This window comes from Mycolicibacterium flavescens (assembly GCF_001722335.1).
GTDB classification, from domain to species: domain Bacteria; phylum Actinomycetota; class Actinomycetes; order Mycobacteriales; family Mycobacteriaceae; genus Mycobacterium; species Mycobacterium flavescens.
In genome coordinates this window covers 340,741-360,462 of record NZ_MIHA01000001.1, presented here as the reverse complement: position 1 = coordinate 360,462, position 19,722 = coordinate 340,741, and the positions used below count along the sequence as shown (strand labels likewise).

Genomic DNA, 19,722 nt, shown 5'->3' with positions numbered 1-19,722 from the left:
CCGTCAGGCGTGCGACAGCGCGGGCGGCCGGACGGCGTCGGGATCCGGGTTGGCGATCGGCAGGCCCATGAAGCGGCGGGCGTTGTCGCCCATGAAGTCATAGGTGCGACGCACGTCCATACCCTCGGCGTACTTCCAGAACCCCTTCGGCTCGGCGAGCCCCTCGGGGTGGGGGTAGTCCGAACCGAACAACACCCTGTCCCAGCCGACCGTCGCGACGACGTCGGACACGCAGCCCTCCCAGAACGGGCTGACCCAGATGTTGCGGCGGAACACGTCATGCGGATGTTCGGGAAAGTTCTGCGGCATCTTCTGGTACAGGTCGCCGAAGTCCTTGAACAGCGGCTCGATCCACGAACTGCCGTTCTCGACGCTGGCGATGCGCAGCTTCGGGAAACGGGTCAGCGTGCCGTGGCAGATCAGGCTGGCGATCATGTCGGAGATCTCGCGGTGGCCGAGTACCATCCACCGGAACGCGCTCTGCGCCATGAAGTTCTGGGTGTGCGGTGGCTCCCACTGTCCGACGTAGTCGTCGAGCGGGGGATAGCTCGCGTGCAGCACGATCGGCAGCCCGGCCGCTTCGACGTCGCGCCAGAACGGGTCGAACTCCGGCAGCGCCGGTGACCGCCAACCGTGCAGACCGCGCACCGGTCCCGGCTTGATCAAGGCCACCTTGGCGCCGTTGTCGAGGATGTACTCCAGTTCGCGTTGCGCGCCGTCGACCTCGGAGAGGTTGATGATCGGCGTGGAGAAAATCCGGTCGGCGTAGTTGAAGGTCCAATGCTCGGCCATCCACTGGTTGAGGGCGTGGATGACGGCGAGGCTCAGCTGCGGATCGTCGGCGGTGGCATGCTCGATCAGGCTGGCCAGGGTCGGATAGTTCAGTGCCTCGACGACGCCCTGCCGGTCGAGTTCGGCGATGCGGTCGACCGGATTGCGGGTCGCGGCGGGTGCTTCGATCGCCGGGCCCTGCATCTCGCGCAGGGTCAGACCCTCGGTGTTCTCGCCGGCGAAGAACTTCTCGTGGGCGCCGGGCGCGGCCACCCGCTCGAACGTCGGGTTCGGGATGAAGTCGTTGACCCGGTTGTTGATGACGATCCGCGTATGCCGACCGATCTGCGCGAACTGCACGGCCCGCGAGTACTTCTCGGGCAAATACTTGACCAGCGCGTCGGCGGTCTCGTACATGTGCTGGTCGGCGTCGAAGATCGGCGCGTCGGTGAACTGCGTCATGTTCGGCTCGCTTTCCTACGGCGAGCAGACGCAGAATCGCACATATTCGGCGCAGTTGACGCGATTCTGTGTCTGCTCGCGGGGGAGGGTCAGGTGGTCAGGATGGTCGCCGCGGCGGTGCCCGGTGCGCCGTAGAGCTGCGCGAAGCCGACCTTCGGTTCGCCGGGGACCTGGCGGTCGCCGGCTTCGCCGCGCAGTTGGCGGACCAGCTCGTGGATCTGGCGCAGGCCCGACGCGCCGATCGGCTCACCGTTGGCGATCAGCCCGCCGTCGGTGTTGATCGGCAGCGAACCGGTGATCTCGGTGGCGCCGTCGGCCAGCAGTCTCTCCTGGTCGCCGTCGGCGCAGAAGCCGCACTCGGCCATGTGGATGATCTCGGCGCCGGCGTCGGTGTCCTGCAGCTGGATCACGTCGACGTCCTGCGGTGCGACACCGGCCTTTTCGAACGCGGCCCGCGCCGCGTACACCGTCGGCGCGACGTCCTCCTCGACCGGCGCGAACGTGGTGTTCACCTCGTAGGCACCGTACTTGCGGGTGCGGACCTCGACCGCCCGCAGGTACACCGGTTTGGTGGTGTAGCGCTCGGCGATGTCGGCGCGACACATCACGACGGCCGCGGCTCCCTCGTCGGGGGCGCAGAACATGTACTGGGTGAGCGGATAGTTCAGCATCGTCGAGTTGAGGATCTGATCCTCGGGGATGGGCTTGCGGCGGAACGCATTCGGGTTCAGCGCACCGTTGCGGAAGTTCTTGGCCGCCACCTTGGCCAGCGTCTGCTGGGAGATGCCGTGCTCGTGCAGGTAGCGGTTGGCTTTCATCCCGAAGAACTGGGTGGTCAGGTACTGGCCGTTCTCGGCGTACCAGCGCGGCATCCCGACCAGGGCGGGGTCTTCGGTGAACGCGCCGCGCGGATGCTTGTCCAGCCCGATCGCGATGCCGATGTCGTAGTCGCCCAACCGGATTCCGTCGGCGCACGCCTTGGCGGCGCTGGCCGCCGTCGCGCAGGCGTTGAACACGTTGGTGAACGGGATGCCGGACAACCCGACCATGCCGACGATCGCGTCGGGGTTGGCGACGGTCCAGCTGCCGCCGGTGGCGAACTGGACGTCCTTCCATTCGACACCGGCGTCGGCGACGGCGGCGAAGATCGCGTCGACCCCCATCTCCATCGCGGATTTGCCCTCGAACCGGCCGAACGGATGCAGTCCGACCCCGATGATCGCCACGTCGTGCATGCCTGATCCTCTCTGGTCAACGCCGATCCGACGTGTAACTGTAACTCTTACAGTATCGTAGTCGGCGTGGCATCGGTGACCGAGCACAAGCCCACGTTCTGCCGGATCTGCGAGCCGCTGTGCGGGATGATCGCCACCGTCGAGGACGGTCGGCTGACGGCCCTGCGCCCCGACAGGGATCACCCGCTGTCGGCCGGCTTCGCCTGCCAGAAGGGCATCGCGTTCACCGAGGTCGTCAACGACCCGGACCGGGTGACGCGGCCGCTGCGCCGCGGGCCCTCCGGCTTCGACGAGGTGACGTGGGACGAGGCGATGGCCGACATCGCGGACCGCCTGTCAGGGATCCTGCGGCGCCGCGGTTCGGGTGCGGTCGGCTGGTACATGGGCAATCCCGGCGCCTTCAGCTACGCGCACACGTTCGCGGCGCTGCTGTTCGTGAAGGGCCTCGGCCGCCACGGCCACTACTTCACCGCGTCGTCGCAGGACACCAACAGCAGGCTCATCGCGAGCCAGTTGCTCTACGGGGTCCCGACGTCGGTGCCCATCCCGGACCTCACCCGTACCGACCTACTGGTGATGCTGGGCGCCAATCCGGTTGTGTCGCACGGTAGCTTCCTGACCGCGCCGCGGATCAAGGACCGCATGCACGATATCGTCAGGCGCGGCGGACGCGTGGTGATCGTCGACCCTCGGCGAAGCGAAACCGCCGCGGCCTTCGAATGGCTCGGCATCGCCCCGGACACCGATGCGCTGCTTCTGCTGTCGCTGCTGCAGGTGATGTTCGCCGACGACCTGGTGGACGTGGCCGCGGTGAAACGGATCGCGGACGGCGTGGACTGGCTGCAGGAGTTGTGCCGGCCCTTCACGCCGGAGTCAACGTCGGCGCGGACCGGGATCGACGCCGACAGCGTCCGGACGTTGGCGCGCGACCTGGTCGCCACTTCGCGCGCGGCCGTCTACGGAAGGCTCGGCACGTGCGTCGGCAGCCACGGCACGCTGACCACCTACCTGATCGACGCGGTGAACCTGGTCGCGGGCAATCTCGACGTCCCGGGCGGTTCGGTGTTCAGCTCCATGCGCACTGTCGGGCAGAGATGGCAGAACGTCGCGATGGGCGCCGTCATGCGGCGGTCCTATCGCCGGAAACGCTCACGGATCGGCGGGATTCCGAGCGCGATCGGTTCCGAGCCTGCCGCGTTGATGGCCAAGGAGATCACGACGCCCGGGCAGCGCCAGATCCGGGCGATGTTCGTCTCGGCGGGCAACCCCGTGCTGTCGGTGCCCAACGGTGAGGAACTCGAGGCCGCGTTCGGTGAGCTGGAGCTGTCTGTCGCACTCGACTTCTACGTCACCGAGACGAGCGCGCTATGCGACTACATCCTGCCGGTCACGACGATGTACGAGCGCGACGACTTCCCGTACACCTTTCAGGGATTCCAGGCCACGCCGTTTCGTCAGGCGACCGAGGCCGTGCTGGCGCCGGTGGGCGAGTCGCGCGGCGAGTGGGACATCGCGGCGGAGCTGGCCGTGCGGCTGGCCCGTCGCGTGCCGGCGTTCGCGGTGTTCGCCGGCGTTGGACACCTCGCGCGGCTGCTGGGGTCGGAGGTATCGCCCCGGGCCATGATCGACGCGTTGGTGCGGATGTCGGAGGGCGGAGACAGGTTCGGGCTGCGCCGCGGCGGGCTGACGCTGCGCCGGCTGACCGAGCGGCATCCGCACGGCGTCGTGGTCGCATCACACATTCGCACGGGCGTGCTGCGCGACGCGGTGGGCTACCTGTCGCGTCGGGTTCGGTTGGCGCATCCGGGAATCGCCGTCGAGGCCGACAAGCTGTCGGTGCGCGGGTTGCCCGACGGCTACCCGCTGCGGATGATCGGCCTGCGCGAGCCTCGCTCGGAGAACTCGTGGATGCACAACTCGCCGCTGCTGATGCGCGGTGACCGTCGCCAGCACGCGCTGATGCATGTCGACGACGCGGCGGGACACGGCATCGTCGACGGCGACGAGGTGCGGATCGCGTCACCGTACGGCGCCATCACCGTGCCGGTGCTGACGACGAAGGACCTCGTGCCCGGCGTCGTCGCGGTGCCCCACGGGTGGGGCCACAAGGGCACTGGCGGCTGGCGGCTGGCCAACCGCGCCGGCGGCGCGAACGTCAACCAGCTGACGTCCAGCGACCCCGCCGATGTCGAGGCGCTGTCGGGGATGGCGTGGCTGACCGGCGTGCCGATCCGGGTGTCGCGCGTTTCGTAGTTCCGCGAGCGTGCGTGTCTGATGCCGACACGCCACACATCCTCGCCACTTTGCGCACGCTCGCGGGGCGCCCAGCGTGCGCAAAATGCTGTTGTGGCGCGGTGTTTCGTGTGCAGACACGCACGCTCGCGCCAACAGGGGAGGTCAAGCGATGGCGCCCTTGTCCTTCAGCGCCTCGATGCGGTCCCAGTCCATCCCGATGTCCATCAGCACCAGCTCGGTGTGCTCGCTGGCCTGCGGTGCACGCGTCGTCTCCAGCGGCTCGTGGTTGAACTGCACCGGGCCGCGGACCACCTTGAACGGTTCGCCGCCGTCGGCCGCCTCCACCTCGACGACCATGTCGTTGGCGAGCGCCTGGTCGTCGGTGGCGAGATCGAGCAGGCTCTGGAACGGCGCCCACTGGCCCCGCATCGTCTTCAACCGTTGACGCCAATACTCGAACGGCTTGCTGCGGATCTTCTCCCGGATCAGTTCGGCTGCGGCAGCGGCGTTCTCGATCAACGGCATCACATCGCAGAAGCGCGGGTCGTCGGCGAGTTCCGGCAGCTCCAGATGCTCGAACGCATCACGGATGTATCCGGTCGGGCTGACGATGCACAGGTTGATCGTGCCGCCGTCGGAGGTCAGGTAGTTGGCCATGAACGGGTTCACGCTCGGGCCGGTCGCGTCCGGCATCAGCGAGCGCATGGTCTCGCCGGTCTCCATGCCCTGGGTCACGCTCGCGCCCGCGGCCCACCACGCGGTGCTCAGCAGCGACACGTCGAGTTCGACGGCTTCGCCGGTGCGCTCGCGGTGAAACAGCGCCGCCGAGATCCCGCCGGCGATGTTCATGCCGCCGATCGAGTCGCCGAACGCCGGAATGCCCTGCGACAGTGCGCCGCCGATCTCCTCTGGGGTCAGGGCGTGGCCGACGCCGCTGCGGGTCCAGAACGCGGTGCCGTCGAACCCGCCGGTGTCGCGCTCGGGTCCCTTGTCGCCGTAGGCGCTGCCCCGTGCGTAGATGATGTTCGGGTTCACCGCGCGGATGTGCTCGACGTCGAACTTGTTCTTCTGCCGCTGAGCGGGCATGTAGTTGGTCAGGAACACATCGGCGGTCTTGGCGATCTCGTAGAGCACCTCCTGACCCTCGGGTGTCGAGACGTCGATGCCGATGCTGCGCTTGCCGCGGTTGGGGTGCTCGATCAGCGGGTGCCGGTTCGGGTCCAGTTGGAAACCGCCCATGTTGATGAAGCCGCGCTGGGTGTCGCCGCGCACCGGATGCTCGACCTTGATGACGTCGGCACCCCAGTCGGCGAGGATCGCCCCCGCCGCAGGCACGAACGTGAACTGGGCGACCTCGAGAACGCGCACGCCCTCCATGACCTTGACCAAATCGGCTCCTCCGCAGCAGCGACACCACGTGTTGTATCAACTTACTGTAAGAATTACAGTTAGTCGTCCCGCAACGTCCGATTCTACGAGGTGGCCGCATGGGTTCCGGCAGGAATTCGCAAGAACGGACCGAGACCAGCGTCGACGTCGGCGTCCGCGCGGGACGACGCGCCGAGTCCCGGATGCTGATCGACGGTGAACTCGCGGACGCGGCTTCGGGGGAGCTGTTCGACAACTTCAGTCCCGCGACCGGTCGTCTGCTCGGCGCCACCGCGGCCGCCGGTGCCGAGGACATGGACCGGGCCATCGTCGCGGCGCGGCGCGCCTTCGACGCCACCGACTGGGCCACCGACCGCCGCCTTCGCGCACGCTGTCTGGACCAGTTGCAGGCCGCGATCGAGGCCGAACACGACGACCTGCGCGAGGAGTTGATCGCCGAGGTCGGCTGCCCGGCCATGACGACCGCTTCCGCACAACTGGATTGGCCGCTGGCCGATGCTTTGCGGTTCCCAGCGCGGCTCATGCTCGATTACGACTGGACACGCACGCTCGACGGTGGCGGACTGTTCGGCGAGCGCAACGTGCGCACCGTCGTCAAGGAACCGGTCGGTGTGGTCGCGGCCATCACCCCGTCGAACTTCCCGATCGAAGTGACCCTCAACAAGCTCGGTCCGGCCCTGGCCACCGGGAACACCGTTGTGCTCAAACCCGATCCGAACACGCCGTGGAACGCGACCCGGCTGGGCCGGTTGATCGCCGAGCGCACCGACATCCCGCCGGGGGTGGTCAATGTCGTGCCCACCCCGTCCAACGAGGTGGCCGGCCTGCTGGGCACCGACCCGCGGGTCGACATGGTCTCGTTCACCGGGTCGACGGCTGTCGGCAAGCAGCTGATGCGCCGCGGCGCCGACACCATGAAGCGGATGTTCCTGGAACTGGGCGGCAAATCGGTGTCGATCGTGCTCGACGACGCACCACCGGCGGCGATCCTCGGTTCGGCTGTCGGCGTCTGCGTCCACGCCGGGCAGGCGTGCGCGGCCACCACCCGCATGCTGGTACACCGATCGCTGTTCGACGACGCGGTCGCCACCGTCACCGCCGCGTACCAAGCGATACCCGTCGGCGACCCGCTCGACCCGGAAACCCTTGTCGGACCGGTGATCAGCGCCGCACAGAAGCAGCGGGTGCTCGACGCGCTGGCGCAGGCGCGCGACGACGGCGCCGAGATCGTCGCGGGCGGTGGCCCGGTCGCGGACCTGCCGGACCACCTCGCCGACGGCCACTACGTCGCGCCGACAGTGGTCGTCGGCGTCGACAACAGCGCCGCCATCGCACAGCAGGAGGTGTTCGGCCCGGTGCTGGTGATGCTGCCGTTCGACGACGACGACGAAGCCGTGCGCATCGCCAACGACAGCGCCTACGGGTTGGCCGGTGCGGTGTCGTCGCGCTCGCACGAGCGCGCGATGGGGATCGCCGGACGGATCCGCGCAGGCGCGTTCGGCGTCAACGGCGGTATGTACTACGGCGCCGACGCGCCGTTCGGCGGCTTCAAGAACAGCGGTGTCGGAAGACAGTGCGGTGTGGAAGGTTTCGAGCAGTACCTGGAGGCCAAGACGGTGGCCTACCGGGCACCGCGGACAGAGGCTACGCCGCGCGGATGATGTCCTCGGCGTGGTCGAGGATGCTGTCGAGGATGTAGCCGAAGTCGGTGTCGTCGGCGAACCCGATGTAGCGGTTGCCGCCGGTGCCCTGCTTGGGAAAGCCCTCGGTCTTGTCCTGGAGTCGTTCGAGGACCACCGATCCGCGGATGTGCACCGAGATCGCGCCGTAGGTGTCGACGGCCTGTTCGGGACTCAACCCGGCTTCGATCAGCGCCCGGATCGGTTGTTCGAGTTTCTGCAACGCGCCGTGCATCGCGCGGTGACCGTACTGCCCGCGGATGAGCACCAGGTCACACAGGATCGGGTCTGCGCGGAACCGTCGACGCATCGTCAACGCATGGTCGCGCAACGACTCTCGCCAGTTCGACGCGGCGATCGTCGGCACGGTGAACTCGAACCGTTCCAGCGCGCGGTCGGTCATCGCGTCGAGCAGATCGTCCTTGCGCCGGAAGTACCAGTAGATGCTGGTGACACCGACGCCGAGGTGTTTGGCCAGCTGCGGCATGCTCATCTGGTCGATCGACACCTCGGCCGCGACTTCCATTGCACCGTTGAGGATCTCCTCAGCGCTGATCGACCCGCGGCCGCGGCGCTGACGGGCGGGGTTGGGCACCTGTCAGCCGACGGGATCGAAGGTCACCGGCAGCGCGGTGGGTGAGCGGAACGGCTGGCCCGCGATGTGGGGATTGTCGTCGGGGATCAGTTCGATGTTGGTGATCCGGTCGAGCAGGCATTCCACCGCGACCCGGGTCTCCATCCGGGCCAGGTGCAGACCCATGCAGGTGTGTTCGCCGGCGGCAAAGGAAATGTGGGGCACCCGTTTACGGAAGATGTCGAATTCCTCGGACCGCTCCCACCGGTTCTCGTCGCGGTTCGCCGACCCGATGCACACGTCGATCACCGAACCTCGGGGGAGCGTGACGCCCTCCAGTTCGGTCTCCTCGGTCGCATAGCGCTGCACGGTGGTCAGTGGCGTCTCGAAGCGCAGTCCCTCTTCGATGGCGGCGGGAATCAGGTCCCGATCGTTCTGCACGGCGGCGAACTGATCGCGATGGGTCAGCAACAGGTACAGGAGATTTCCCGATGACCGGTAGGTGGTTTCCAGGCCGGCGGGCAGCAGCAGGCGCAGGAACGAGAAGATCGACTCGTCGCTGAGTTTCTCGCCGTCGATCTCGGCGCTGACCAGATCGCCGATGATGTCCTCGGTCGGCTTGGATCTGCGCTGTTCGATCTGGTCGAGGAAGTAGTCCTTGAGCGCTGCGGACGCCTCGAACGCACGCTTGTACCGGACGTGGTAGCTGATCAGTTCGACCGCCCGCTTGCGGAACCACGGCAGGTCGTCCTCGGGCAGGCCCAGCAGCTTGGAGATGACCCGGGTCGGGAACTCGAAGGTGAAGTCACGCACCAGGTCCGCGCGCCCGTCTTCGACGAACTCGTCGATCAGCGCGGTGACCACGGGGCGGACCACCTCGGGTTCCCAGCGCGCCAACGACTTCGACTTGAACGCCGAGGACACCAGGTTGCGGTGGTCCCAGTGTTTCTTGCCCTCCATGGCCAGGATCGTCGGACCGATGAACAGCCCGATGGTGTTGTCGTAGATGTGCGAGTTGAACACCTTGCCGTCGCGGAAGACCCGGTTCACCGCATCGAATGAGACCGCGGCGTAGAGGTTTTCCGGCATGGCGTCCGGCGCCTGCGACCAGTCCATGACGCTGCCGCGGAACACGCCGCCGGTCTCGCGTCGCTTCTTGGCGAAGAAGGGATAGGGGTCACGAAGCAGATCGGCCGCCTCGTCGGAGGCGACGTCCTGAACGGGGCTTTCCACCGATATCTCCAGCCGTTCGATCCGTCCTGCGGTTACTTACTGTAAAGATTACAGTAGTCTATACCAGCTGGATAGGAGTGCCGGCGGTCATCGAGCTGATGAACCCGGCGTCGACCTGCAGATCCTGTCCGGTGATCCACTGCGCCGCCGGGGAGCCGAGGAACGCGATCGCCGGCACGATGTCGTCGACGCACGCGTGGCGGCCGACGGTGGCCTTGCACATGTCCAGGACGTCCTTGCCCATGGTCTGCTCGAAGTCGGTGAGGATCGGGGTCTCCACGGGGCCCGGGCTGACCGTGTTGACGCGCACCCCGTACTTGGTCCACGCGGGGCCGGCCAGGCGCTTGGCGTAGAGGAGGACGGCCTGCTTGGAGGTGCTGTACACGGGATAGTCGGGATCCTGTTCGGACTGCCAGCGCTCGACGGCGTCAGGGTCGGTCAGGTCGAGCAGTCCGGCCAGCGTGTCGAGGCGCTGGTCCCATCCGAGCGCGGCGGTGGAGGCGACGGCGACGATGGATCCGCCGTGGCGCAGCAGCGGCAGCATGCCCTCGGCGACCAGGCGCATGCCGAGGTAGTTGACCTTGAGGACGTCGGCGGCCGGTGCGGTGCCGGGCACGCCCGCGACGTGTGCCAGCATGTCCCAGCCGGACCCGATTCCGTCGAGCAGATCGCGGATGCTCGCCGGATCGCGCAGGTCGCAGCGGGCGTATTCGGAAGCGGGTGTCGACATCTCGCGTACGTCGACCGCCAGCACGTGATCGCCGCGGTCGTGGAAATGCGTCGCGACCGCCGCCCCAATACCCGAACCCGCACCGACCACCACGATCCTGCGCCGCTCCGTCATCTGCACCCTTCCTTTCGAATGGCCCACTGTAAGCACGACAGTATCCAATTCGGGGCGCCGGGTGTCGCGAAATAGCGTTCCTGGCTGTGGTTCGCGGCCAATCGGGGCCGGGAACGTTATTTGGCGAACGAAGCGATCAGGCGCCGATCAGCCGAGGTCGGCCAGTTGCGGAACCACCGCGGCGATGCCGTCGATCCACGCCGCCGGCGAACCGCCCGGCGGCATGACGATCACCGTGTCCACACCGACCTTCGCGTATGCGGCCATCTTGCGGACGTAGTCGTCGGTGGACCCCGGCGTGGGCCCGTCGTGGTCGAGGATCGTGACGCGGATGTCGTCGAAGTCGCGCCCGACCGTGTCGCAGTGCCGACGCAGTACCTCGAGTTTGTGGGCGATCTCGTCCGGGGTGCCGAACAGGTTGCACGCGTCGCCGTACTGCGCCACCAGGCGCAGGGTCTTGCGTTCACCGCCGCCGCCGATCATCACTTTCGGTCGGCTGATCGGCTGCGGACTACACAGTGTCTCCGCCAGCTCGTAGTGCTTACCGCGGTACGGGCCGTTGTCGGCGGGATCCCACATCTGCGCGCAGATCTGCAGCGCCTCCTCGAGCCGCTCGAACCGCTCGGCGACGGGCGGGTACGGCACCCCGAGCCCGACGTGTTCGCGCTCGAACCACGCCGCACCGATGCCCAACCATGTGCGTCCCCCGGAGAGCACGTCGAGCGTCGTCACGGTCTTGGCGAGCAGCCCGGGGTGCCGGTATGTGACCCCGGTGACGAGCAGGCTCAGCTGCAGCGTCGAGGTGTGGGCGGCCATGAAGCCCAGGGACGTATAACCCTCGAGCATGTTCGCCTGCGCGGGCAGCCCGGTGGGTTCGATCTGGAAGAAGTGGTCCATGAACGACAACCAGGTCGCCCCGGACGCTTCCGCGGCCTCGCCGACACGGGCGAGCTCAGCGGCGATCGCGGGCGTTCCGCCGTCGATTTCGAATATGGGTACGTGGTATCCGAGTTGCATGCCTGTGCACAACAGGTGTGACGGGCACCGCATTCCCCGCTCGGGGGGTCAGGCCTCGCTGATCGCCTGTTCGCGTGCCCACCGGTAGTCGGCCTTGCCCGCCGGGCTGCGCTCGATCGTCGGCCGGAACACGACCGCTTTCGGAAGTTTGTAGCGGGCAATCGATTCAGCTGCGTGGTCGATCAGCTCCTGCGCTTCGGCAGAGGCGCCCGGGGTCAGCGCGACCACCGCGACGACCTCCTGCCCCCACCGCTCGCTGGGCCGGCCCGACACCACGACGTCCGCGACTGCCGGATGCGACAGCAGCGCGGTCTCGACCTCCTCGACGAAGATCTTCTCGCCGCCGGAGTTGATGGTGACCGAATCGCGGCCCAGCAGTTCGATGGACCCGTCGGCCTGGTGGCGGGCGCGGTCACCGGGGATCGAGTAGCGCACGCCGTCGATGACCGGGAACGTCTTGGCGGTCTTGTCCGCGTCACCCTTGTAACCCAGCGGCACGAAGCCGCGCTGTGCCAGCCACCCGATGCCGTCGTGGCCGGGTTCGAGGATCGCACTGAGATCCTCTGCGGCGACGAAGGTGTCGGGCCCCGCGTTGAACTTGCCGGTCGAGACCGCACCCGGTGCGGACATGTGGTTCATCTGGATGCCGGTCTCCGAGGAGCCGACACCGTCCATCACGATGAGGCCGGGCTTGACGTCGATCAGGCGTTGCTTCGCGGTCGGGGTGAGCAGCGCGCCGCCGTTGGCGATCACCGCGAGCGACGACAGGTCGGCCGAGCTGCGCTCGATCGCGTCGGCCAGCGGTCGCGCCACCGCATCGCCGACCACCTGCACCACGAGCGCCTTCTCCCGCTCGACCGTGCGTACCACCTCGTCGGCATCGAGGCTGCCGGGGTTGGCCATGAACACGATGGTCTGCCCCGTGGTCAGCGCGGTCATCGCCGCCCACTGCGCGGCGCCGTGCATGAGCGGTGGCAGCGTCAGGATCTTCGTGCCGGGGCCTTCCGCGACCCGCTTGGCGATGTCGTCGAGCGAGGTGATCAGTTCGCCGGTGGCCATGTTGCGGCCGCCGAACGAGGTCATGAAGATGTCGTGCTGACGCCACAGCACGCCCTTCGGCATCCCCGTCGTGCCGCCGGTGTACAGCACGTAGAGGTCGTCGGGGGACGGCTCGATCGGCGGCAGCACCGCAGTGCCCGACCCGACGATCGATTCGTAGTCGACGGCGCCGTCGAGCAGGTCGTTGCCGGAGTCGTCGGCGATCTGGATCAGCACCCGCAGGTTGGGCAGATCCGGCAGCACTTCGGCCACGCGCGGCGCGAACGCTGCGTGGTACAGCAGCGCGCTCGCGTCGGAATCGTTGAGCAGGTAGTGCAATTCGTTCTTGACGTAGCGGTAGTTGACATTGAACGGCGCAACGCGGGCCCGCCACGAACCGAGCATCCCCTCGATGTACTCCGGGCCGTTGTAGGCGTAGATGCCCAGCAGGTCCTGGCCGACCTCGTGGCCGGACAGTTGCGAGCGCTCGACGTGGCAGCCCAGTCCCCGGCTGTGCAGGAACGCCGCCAGCCGGTTCGACCGTTCGACCACCTGGGCGTAGGTGTAGCGCCGGTCGCCCTGGACGATGAACTCCCGGTCGCCGATCGTGGCGGCGACGGTGTCGGCGGCGGCCGCGACGGTGAACTGGGTGGTCACAGAATTCGGGCCTTTCAGGGCTGGTGGGCAAGCAGTTTGATCATCAGACCGTTGGCCTCGGATAGTACGTTGCCGTCGGCGTCGGTCATCGTCGCCCTGACGAACAGTTTGCGGCCGTCGACCTCGTCGATCCAGGCCCGCGACCGCAGCGGCGCGTCGATCGGCGTCACCCTGCGGTAGTCGACGTGCAGGTAGGCGGTGCGGCTGTCGGGGCGGCCGGCCGCGGAGACCACCATGCCGAAGTGCCAGTCGTAGAACAGCGGGATCACCCCGCCGTGCACGGCGTCGTTGCCGCCGACGTGGAACCGGGTGAAGGAACCGGCCATGGTGACCTCGTCGGGGCTGGCGGCCATCACCTGCCACGGCGGCATCAGCGGATGCCCGTTGCCGGGCAGGTTGGTGGCGCGGCCGGCCGGGGCGGACCCGGCGGGCGCCCGGTGCTGCTCGAGCCGCGCGCAGATGTCTTCGATGAGCGCGGCGCTGTCGTCCCACAGCGCGGGGTCGGGGTCGGTGGCGACCGTGATGTCCTGCAGGCGGCGCAGCGCGGCGATGAAGCGACCCATCTGTGGTGTGCCCGAAGTCGGCTTCACGCGGGCGAATTCGCGGATGTGGTCCTCGGTGTCGGTCACGGCGCGGCTACTCCCAGGTGCTGATCAGCTCGTCGGTGGTGGTGACCGTCGCCAGCAGCGACAGCGTGTTGTCGATGACGGCGTTCGCGTAGTCCGACGGGATGCCCGCCACGGCGTCGCGGGGCACGACGACGCGGTAGGCGGCGTTTACGGCGTCCATGACCAGGTTGGTGATCGCCACGTTGACCGACACCCCGACCGCGACGATCGTCGTCACCCCGAGGTTACGCAGGACCGCGTCGAGGTCCGTGCCGCCCATCGGACCGATGCCGTGCCAGCGGCGCAGCACGACGTCGGATGGTTCCGGGCCCAGTTCGGGCAGCAGTTCGGCGCCCGGGGTGCCCGGCGCGATCGCGACGTCGCCGCCGATCGCGAAGATCTTGGCGTTGTGGTTGGCGCCGCGCCCGTCCGGGCGGCGCTGCACCAGGCAGTGCACGACCGACACGCCCGCTTGCCGCGCGACCGGCAGCAGGCGGGCGATGTTGGGCACGGCCTGTCGGCGGGCCTCGTCGGCCAGTGCCCTCAGCCCGGCGTCGGGCCCGACCACCGCGCCCTGACATTCCTGGGTGACGATCGCGGTGTGGCCGGGCGCGGCGATCTCGGCGAGGTCCGGTTTCATACCGACGCGGGAACTTCGTAGAACTGCTGAGCCCACTTCCGCAGTGCCATATACGGTTTCGCGTCGACCTTCGACAGCGCCGGGTTCTCCACGTACTCCTGGTAGCGCCAGATGTTCAGGTCGTCCCACACGGTGCCCATGAACTGAGCCTCCACCTTGCGACGGACCTCCTCGGGCGGGACGTCGGAGGTGTCACCGGGCAGCCGCGGCCACCAGATCGAATAGAACATGTCCGAGTAGCCGTCCTCGACCGGAGTGCAGGCGAAGATCAGCCGGTGGTTCGACGAGCCCTCGAACGCGCTGACCGCGAAGCCGAGACCGGAGAAGTGGCTGTGGATGTAGAGCGCCATCGCCTCGGGGTCGTCGCTGCGCGCGTCGGGCCAGCCGGTCAGAAACCGCCATTCCTCGTCGGCTACCTCCCAGTTCAGGCAGACCGGGGTGACGGTGGCGCCGTGGACGTAGTGGAAGTGCGCGCTGTCGGGGCCGTTCTCGGCGACGATCTGCGGGTGCACCGGCTCGCGTTCGGCGCGGCTCGAAAACTCCGGGTACGGGCGGTAATACGCGTCTTCGTCGGTCGGGAACTGCGGGAACTTGGCGAACAGGTCCGGCAGCTCCCACTGCGGCGGCTTGCCTTCGGGCTGATGCCATGCGAACACGCATCCGTACTGTTCGGCGACCGGGTAGACCCGCAGCCGCAGCGCCTTGTTCGGGCGGTCCGGCTGGTAGGGGATGTAGCGGTTGGTGCCGTCGGGTCCCCACCGCCAACCGTGGAACGGGCACTCCACGCAGTCGCCGACCACCTTGCCGCCGTGGCCGATGTGCGCGCCCAGGTGCCTGCAGTGCGCGGACAACAGGTGCAGTTCGCCGGCCTCGTCGCGGTAGGCCACCAGGTCCTCGCCGAAGTACCGCAGCGGTCGTGTCTCGCCGGTCGGGAATTCGGCAGACCAGCCGATCATGAACCAGCCGGTGACCTTCCAGGTGAACGGGACCTTCACGCCGATCCCACCTCCTTCGCCAATCGAAAATCTTACAGTAGCCCTTTCCGGACGCTGCGCGGGATGATCCGGGATTCTCCGAAACTACACAGCCGGATGCGCCAATACTGTAATAGTTACAGTATCTCCGCTTCCGGACCTGAGGTGCACATCTGTGGCGACATCTGACACCACCCGTTACGACGCGATCGTCATCGGCGCCGGGTTCTCCGGCCTGTACGCGCTGCACCGGCTCCGTGAGCTGGGGCTGCGCACGATCGTGCTCGAAAAAGCCGAGAACGTCGGCGGCACATGGCTGTTCAACCGGTACCCGGGGGCGCGGTGCGACATCGAGAGCATCGAGTACTCCTACAGCTTCTCCGAGGAGATCCAGCAGGAGTGGGTCTGGACCGAGACCATGCCCCGTCAGCCTGAGATCGAGGCCTACCTCAACTTCGTCGCCGACCGGCTCGACCTGCGCCGCGACATCCGGTTCCACACCGAGGTGACCGCGATGACGTTCGACGACGTCGCCGCCGAATGGGTGGTGCGCACGGACACCGCAGACACCGTCGTCGCGCCGTTCGTCGTCGCGGCGGCCGGCATCCTGTCGGTGCCCAAGGAACCCGACATCGCCGGGGTGGAGTCGTTCGCCGGCCGCTCACTGCACACCAGCCGGTGGCCCAAGGAGGACGTCGACCTCACCGGCAGGCGCGTCGGCGTCATCGGCACCGGCAGCACCGGGGTGCAGCTGATCCCGGTGGTGGCCCGCCAGGCCGGCCAACTCACCGTGTTCCAGCGGTCGCCGGCCTACACCCTGCCGTGGGAGGTCCGCCCGTTCGACGACGGCGAACTCGACGAGCTGAAGGCCAACTACAGCGAGATCCGGGCCGCGCAACGGGCACACGCGGTCGGTGCCGCTCGGCTGAGCGCGTTCTCGGTGATGCTCGAGATGATGACCAAGCCGCCGCTGAAGTCCGCGTCGCGCGAGGAGCAGCAGCGCGCCGTCGAGGAAGGCGGGGTGATCGGCGCGCTCAGTTGGGGTGACGTGTTCTTCGACATCGAGGCCAACCAGATGGCCGCCAAACTCTACGGCGAAGCGGTCGCGCGCATCGTCGAGGACCCCGAGACCGCGGCGGCGCTGACCCCGACACATCCGTTCGGCTGCAAGCGGCCGATCATCGACCAGGGGTACTACGAGACGTTCAACCGGGACAACGTGACGCTGGTCGACCTGCGCAAGGACCCGATCGTCGAGGTCAGCCCGGTCGGGATCCGCACCGAGCGGGGCGAGCACGAACTCGACGTGATCATCTACGCCACCGGTTTCGACGCGATGACCGGGGCGATGACGCGGATCGCGGTCACCGGCCGCGACGGAATGTCGTTGGCCGACTACTGGACGACCGAGGGCCCGTACGCCTACCTCGGGATCGCGGTCGCCGGCTTCCCGAACCTGTTCATCGTCCAGGCCCCCGGAAGCCCGGCGCCGGCAAGCAATTTCGTGACTGCACTCGAACAGCACGTGGAGTGGATCGGCGACTGCATCGCGCACCTGCGGGCCAACGGATACCGCACCATCGAGGCGCTGCCGGACGCGCAGCGCGAGTGGACCGAGCACACCACCGCGCTCGTCGAGCCCACGGTGCTGGTGCATCCGACGTGCAACTCCTGGTACAACGGCGGAAACGTGCCGGGCAAGAAGCGGATGTACATGGGGTACACGGCAGGCATCCCGGAGTACCGTCGCCGCTGCGAGGAGATCGCGGCAGCGGGATACACCGGGTTCAAACTCGCATGAGGGTCGCCGAACGCGCCTACCGGATCGGGCGGGACTTCGCCGGTGTGGTGCCTCGTGCCCATTCCGCGGTCGCCGGGTCCGGCGACTGGAACACGTTGTCGCCGAGCAGTGTCCGGCAGCTGGGTGAGGTGGTGCTCGACGAGCTCGCGCTGACCGGGATGACGCTGACCGCGCCGCCGCCCCGGCTGGAGCGCACCGTCGACTCCTGCGCTCAGGTGGCCGCCGATCTCGCGCCACTGGGGGTGGCGGGTGTGCACGTCACCCCGGATGTTCTGCAGCCGAAAATGATCCGGCAGCGGTGGTTCGGTCGGCTGCGCTACGAGCAGCTGAGGTTCGAGCACGACCCTCACCTGCCCGACGCACTGGTTGCCGAGGGCTTCGGCGGCCCGGCCACCGCGGTGGCCCACCTGTGCCGAGACGACGACGAGGCGCGGCCGTGGCTGGTGTGGGTGCACGGCGCCGGACAGGGCCAGCCGATCGACCTGATGTTCTCGCGGGCCCGGCGACTGCAGGAACGCCTGGGCTTCAATATCGCGCTACCGGTGCAACCCGGCTGCGGGGTGCGGCGCGACCGGTGGCCGACGTATCCGAACATGGACCCGCTCAACAACCTGGCGGGCATGGTCCGGGTGGTGTCCGAGGTCCGGGCGCTGATCCGCTGGCTGCGCCCGCAGGCGAGCGCTGTGGCGGTGTCCGGGGTTTCGATGGGCAGCCCGGTGGCCGGGCTGGTCGCACACCTCGAGGATGTCGACGCGGTCGCCGTGTACACCCCGATCTTCGGCCTCAACGCGATGATCGCCGCGCATCTGGGCCGCTGGGGTCCGTCGGTGCGCGACACCATCGAACTGCTGCGCGCAGAGCCCGTCGAGCAGCTGATGTCCGTCGTCGACTACCACGCGCTCGAACCGTCGGCACCCCGCCGGTTGATCGTCGGCGCCCGCCACGACCAGATGGCCCGCCCCGAACCGGCCGAACAGCTCCACGAGCGGTGGGGCGGCGAACTGTACTGGCACCGCGGCAGCCACGTGGGTCACCTGTTCGCCGGCGGCGTGCAGGCCGCGTCGGAACGGTTCCTCGCCGCGGTTGCTCACGCATGACCCGGTCGGCCCGGGAGGTGGTCGAGCTGTACAACCTCGTGGTGTGGAACGGGTCGGACTACGCGCTCGCCGAGGAACTGCTGGGCGAGAGAGTGATCCGCCACGAGGTGGGTCAGGAGGCGCACGTGCTGACCCGTGCGCAGGCGGTGCGCCGGGTGGTGGACGTGTCGGAAGCCATGAAGTCGATCCGCTTCGATCTGCGGCTGGTGGTGGCGGGCGACGACGGCGAGCACGTCGCGATCGTCTACGAGTCCACGATTACGACGACGGACGGCACGCAGACCACGATCGGCAGTATGGAAGTGTTCCGGGTAGTCGACGGATGGATCGTCGAGGTGTGGAACTGCGGCTACAAAGAAGGAGTCTGGGCGTGACGGATGCCGGCGGGCAGGAGCGAAGCGACAGGGGGGCAGGACACAGGGTGCTCGACGAGCTGGGCTACTACCTGCTGGCCGGCGCCGGCGGTGAGGGCCCGGCCGCGCTGATGGACGAGGCGCGGCGCGGTGAGGAACTCGGGTTCGGCACGGCGTTCATCTCCGAGCGCTGGAACGTCAAGGAGGCCTCGTCGCTGGTGGGTGCGGCGTGCGCGGTCACGTCGCGCATGCAGATCGCCACGGCGGCAACGAATCACAACACCCGCCACCCGTTGATCACCGGATCGTGGGCGACGACGATGCACCGGCTCTCCGGCGGCCGGTTCACGTTGGGCATCGGGCGCGGGGTGGCGGCGATGTACGCGGCGTTCGGGATCCCGTCGGTGACGACCGCGCAGATGGAGGACTTCGCGCAGGTCATGCGGCGGCTGTGGCACGGCGAGGTGATCTTCAACCACGACGGCCCGATCGGCAAGTACCAGGTGCTGTTCCTGGACCCCGACTTCCGCGAGGACATCCGGCTGGCCATCGTCGCGTTCGGGCCGCAGACGCTGGCGCTGGGCGGGCGGGCGTTCGACGACGTCATCCTGCACACGTACTTCAATCCCGAGACGCTGCAGCGCGCGGTCAAGACGGTCAAGGACGCCGCGGAGCAGGCCGGCCGCGACCCGGCCGGCGTGCGGGTGTGGTCGTGCTTCGCGACGGTCGGTGACCACCTGCCCGAGGAGCTGCGGTTGAAGAAGACCGTCGCCCGGCTGGCGACCTACCTGCAGGGGTACGGCGATCTGCTGGTCGACACCAACGGCTGGGATCCGGCTGTGCTGCAACGCTTCCGCGATGACAAGGTCGTGCAGTCGATTCCCGGCGGCATCGACCACAAGGCGTCGTCCGAGCAGATCGAACACATCGCAACGCTCATCCCCGATGAGTGGCTGGAGCCGTCGGCCACCGGGTCGGCCCAGCAATGCGTGGAGCGGATCCGCAAGGAGTTCGACTACGGTGCCGACGCGCTGATCATGCACGGCGCGACGCCCGACGAACTCGAGCCGATCGTCGAGGCCTACCGCACCTCCGAGTGACTTCGGGGCGCTACC

At 68.0% G+C, this 19,722-nt stretch carries 17 protein-coding genes; 6 read left to right on the top strand and 11 right to left on the bottom strand.

What is annotated here, in order from left to right; translation table 11 throughout:
• Nucleotides 1-3: 3 nt before the first annotated feature.
• The gene (locus tag BHQ18_RS01740; protein WP_069411828.1) at nt 4-1,233 is read right to left on the bottom strand and encodes an amidohydrolase family protein; all 1,230 of its coding nucleotides are present in this window, start codon (nt 1,231-1,233) and stop codon (nt 4-6) included.
• An 89-nt stretch (nt 1,234-1,322) separates the two neighbouring features.
• Nucleotides 1,323-2,468, bottom strand: a complete 1,146-nt coding sequence (locus BHQ18_RS01735) for a thiolase family protein (RefSeq protein WP_069411827.1) — start codon at nt 2,466-2,468, stop codon at nt 1,323-1,325.
• A 66-nt stretch (nt 2,469-2,534) separates the two neighbouring features.
• Between BHQ18_RS01735 and BHQ18_RS01730 the strand changes: the two genes are divergently transcribed.
• On the top strand, nt 2,535-4,721 hold the full coding sequence (locus tag BHQ18_RS01730; protein ID WP_084293815.1) for a molybdopterin-containing oxidoreductase family protein: 2,187 nt from the start codon (nt 2,535-2,537) through the stop codon (nt 4,719-4,721).
• Between the two features lie 144 nt (nt 4,722-4,865).
• On the opposite strand, the gene BHQ18_RS01725 is transcribed toward BHQ18_RS01730, so the two are convergent.
• On the bottom strand, nt 4,866-6,080 hold the full coding sequence (locus tag BHQ18_RS01725; protein ID WP_069411826.1) for a CaiB/BaiF CoA transferase family protein: 1,215 nt from the start codon (nt 6,078-6,080) through the stop codon (nt 4,866-4,868).
• Between the two features lie 110 nt (nt 6,081-6,190).
• Here BHQ18_RS01725 and BHQ18_RS01720 point away from each other — a divergent pair, with 110 nt between their 5' ends.
• Nucleotides 6,191-7,753 (top strand): aldehyde dehydrogenase family protein, encoded by a 1,563-nt coding sequence (locus tag BHQ18_RS01720; protein ID WP_069411825.1) that lies wholly within the window; start codon nt 6,191-6,193, stop codon nt 7,751-7,753.
• Here the strand turns inward: BHQ18_RS01720 and BHQ18_RS01715 are convergent.
• From BHQ18_RS01715 to BHQ18_RS01680, 8 genes are all read right to left on the bottom strand, one after another.
• Entirely contained in the window at nt 7,737-8,366 is a 630-nt protein-coding gene (locus tag BHQ18_RS01715; protein WP_069411824.1) for a TetR/AcrR family transcriptional regulator, read from the bottom strand. The genes BHQ18_RS01720 and BHQ18_RS01715 overlap by 17 nt on opposite strands.
• Before the next feature lie 3 nt (nt 8,367-8,369).
• Entirely contained in the window at nt 8,370-9,578 is a 1,209-nt protein-coding gene (locus tag BHQ18_RS01710; protein ID WP_069411823.1) for a cytochrome P450, read from the bottom strand.
• A gap of 58 nt (nt 9,579-9,636) precedes the next feature.
• Entirely contained in the window at nt 9,637-10,422 is a 786-nt protein-coding gene (locus tag BHQ18_RS01705; protein ID WP_069411822.1) for a coniferyl-alcohol dehydrogenase, read from the bottom strand.
• A 147-nt stretch (nt 10,423-10,569) separates the two neighbouring features.
• Entirely contained in the window at nt 10,570-11,439 is an 870-nt protein-coding gene (locus BHQ18_RS01700) for an LLM class F420-dependent oxidoreductase (protein WP_069411821.1), read from the bottom strand.
• 48 nt (nt 11,440-11,487) lie between these two features.
• Entirely contained in the window at nt 11,488-13,134 is a 1,647-nt protein-coding gene (locus BHQ18_RS01695) for a medium-chain acyl-CoA ligase Mig (RefSeq protein ID WP_069411820.1), read from the bottom strand.
• A gap of 14 nt (nt 13,135-13,148) precedes the next feature.
• The gene (locus BHQ18_RS01690; protein WP_069411819.1) at nt 13,149-13,763 is read right to left on the bottom strand and encodes a PaaI family thioesterase; all 615 of its coding nucleotides are present in this window, start codon (nt 13,761-13,763) and stop codon (nt 13,149-13,151) included.
• A 7-nt stretch (nt 13,764-13,770) separates the two neighbouring features.
• Nucleotides 13,771-14,382, bottom strand: a complete 612-nt coding sequence (locus BHQ18_RS01685; protein ID WP_069411818.1) for a cysteine hydrolase family protein — start codon at nt 14,380-14,382, stop codon at nt 13,771-13,773.
• On the bottom strand, nt 14,379-15,377 hold the full coding sequence (locus tag BHQ18_RS01680; RefSeq protein WP_069411817.1) for an aromatic ring-hydroxylating oxygenase subunit alpha: 999 nt from the start codon (nt 15,375-15,377) through the stop codon (nt 14,379-14,381). Before BHQ18_RS01680 ends, BHQ18_RS01685 begins: the two co-directional genes overlap by 4 nt.
• A gap of 154 nt (nt 15,378-15,531) precedes the next feature.
• On the opposite strand from BHQ18_RS01680, the gene BHQ18_RS01675 reads away from it, so the two are divergent.
• From BHQ18_RS01675 to BHQ18_RS01660, 4 genes are read left to right on the top strand one after another with little or no spacing between them, the layout of a single operon-like run.
• Nucleotides 15,532-17,157 (top strand): flavin-containing monooxygenase, encoded by a 1,626-nt coding sequence (locus BHQ18_RS01675; RefSeq protein WP_069411816.1) that lies wholly within the window; start codon nt 15,532-15,534, stop codon nt 17,155-17,157.
• The gene (locus BHQ18_RS01670; RefSeq protein ID WP_069411815.1) at nt 17,154-18,254 is read left to right on the top strand and encodes an alpha/beta hydrolase; all 1,101 of its coding nucleotides are present in this window, start codon (nt 17,154-17,156) and stop codon (nt 18,252-18,254) included. Before BHQ18_RS01675 ends, BHQ18_RS01670 begins: the two co-directional genes overlap by 4 nt.
• Complete coding sequence (locus BHQ18_RS01665; RefSeq protein ID WP_069411814.1) at nt 18,251-18,628, top strand: nuclear transport factor 2 family protein; 378 nt, start codon at nt 18,251-18,253, stop codon at nt 18,626-18,628. The genes BHQ18_RS01670 and BHQ18_RS01665 overlap by 4 nt, the downstream gene beginning before the upstream one ends.
• Nucleotides 18,592-19,707, top strand: a complete 1,116-nt coding sequence (locus tag BHQ18_RS01660; RefSeq protein ID WP_205866015.1) for a TIGR03857 family LLM class F420-dependent oxidoreductase — start codon at nt 18,592-18,594, stop codon at nt 19,705-19,707. The genes BHQ18_RS01665 and BHQ18_RS01660 overlap by 37 nt, the downstream gene beginning before the upstream one ends.
• Nucleotides 19,708-19,722 lie beyond the last annotated feature (15 nt).

Bases quoted from the DNA above. Each gene is read 5' to 3' on its own strand.
- BHQ18_RS01740 (WP_069411828.1), bottom strand. From the start codon at position 1,233: ATGACGCAGTTCACCGACGCGCCGATCTTCGACGCCGACCAGCACATG.
- BHQ18_RS01735 (WP_069411827.1), bottom strand. From the start codon at position 2,468: ATGCACGACGTGGCGATCATCGGGGTCGGACTGCATCCGTTCGGCCGG.
- BHQ18_RS01725 (WP_069411826.1), bottom strand. From the start codon at position 6,080: ATGGAGGGCGTGCGCGTTCTCGAGGTCGCCCAGTTCACGTTCGTGCCT.
- BHQ18_RS01720 (WP_069411825.1), top strand. From the start codon at position 6,191: ATGGGTTCCGGCAGGAATTCGCAAGAACGGACCGAGACCAGCGTCGAC.
- BHQ18_RS01705 (WP_069411822.1), bottom strand. From the start codon at position 10,422: ATGACGGAGCGGCGCAGGATCGTGGTGGTCGGTGCGGGTTCGGGTATT.
- BHQ18_RS01700 (WP_069411821.1), bottom strand. From the start codon at position 11,439: ATGCAACTCGGATACCACGTACCCATATTCGAAATCGACGGCGGAACG.
- BHQ18_RS01685 (WP_069411818.1), bottom strand. From the start codon at position 14,382: ATGAAACCGGACCTCGCCGAGATCGCCGCGCCCGGCCACACCGCGATC.
- BHQ18_RS01670 (WP_069411815.1), top strand. From the start codon at position 17,154: ATGAGGGTCGCCGAACGCGCCTACCGGATCGGGCGGGACTTCGCCGGT.
- BHQ18_RS01665 (WP_069411814.1), top strand. From the start codon at position 18,251: ATGACCCGGTCGGCCCGGGAGGTGGTCGAGCTGTACAACCTCGTGGTG.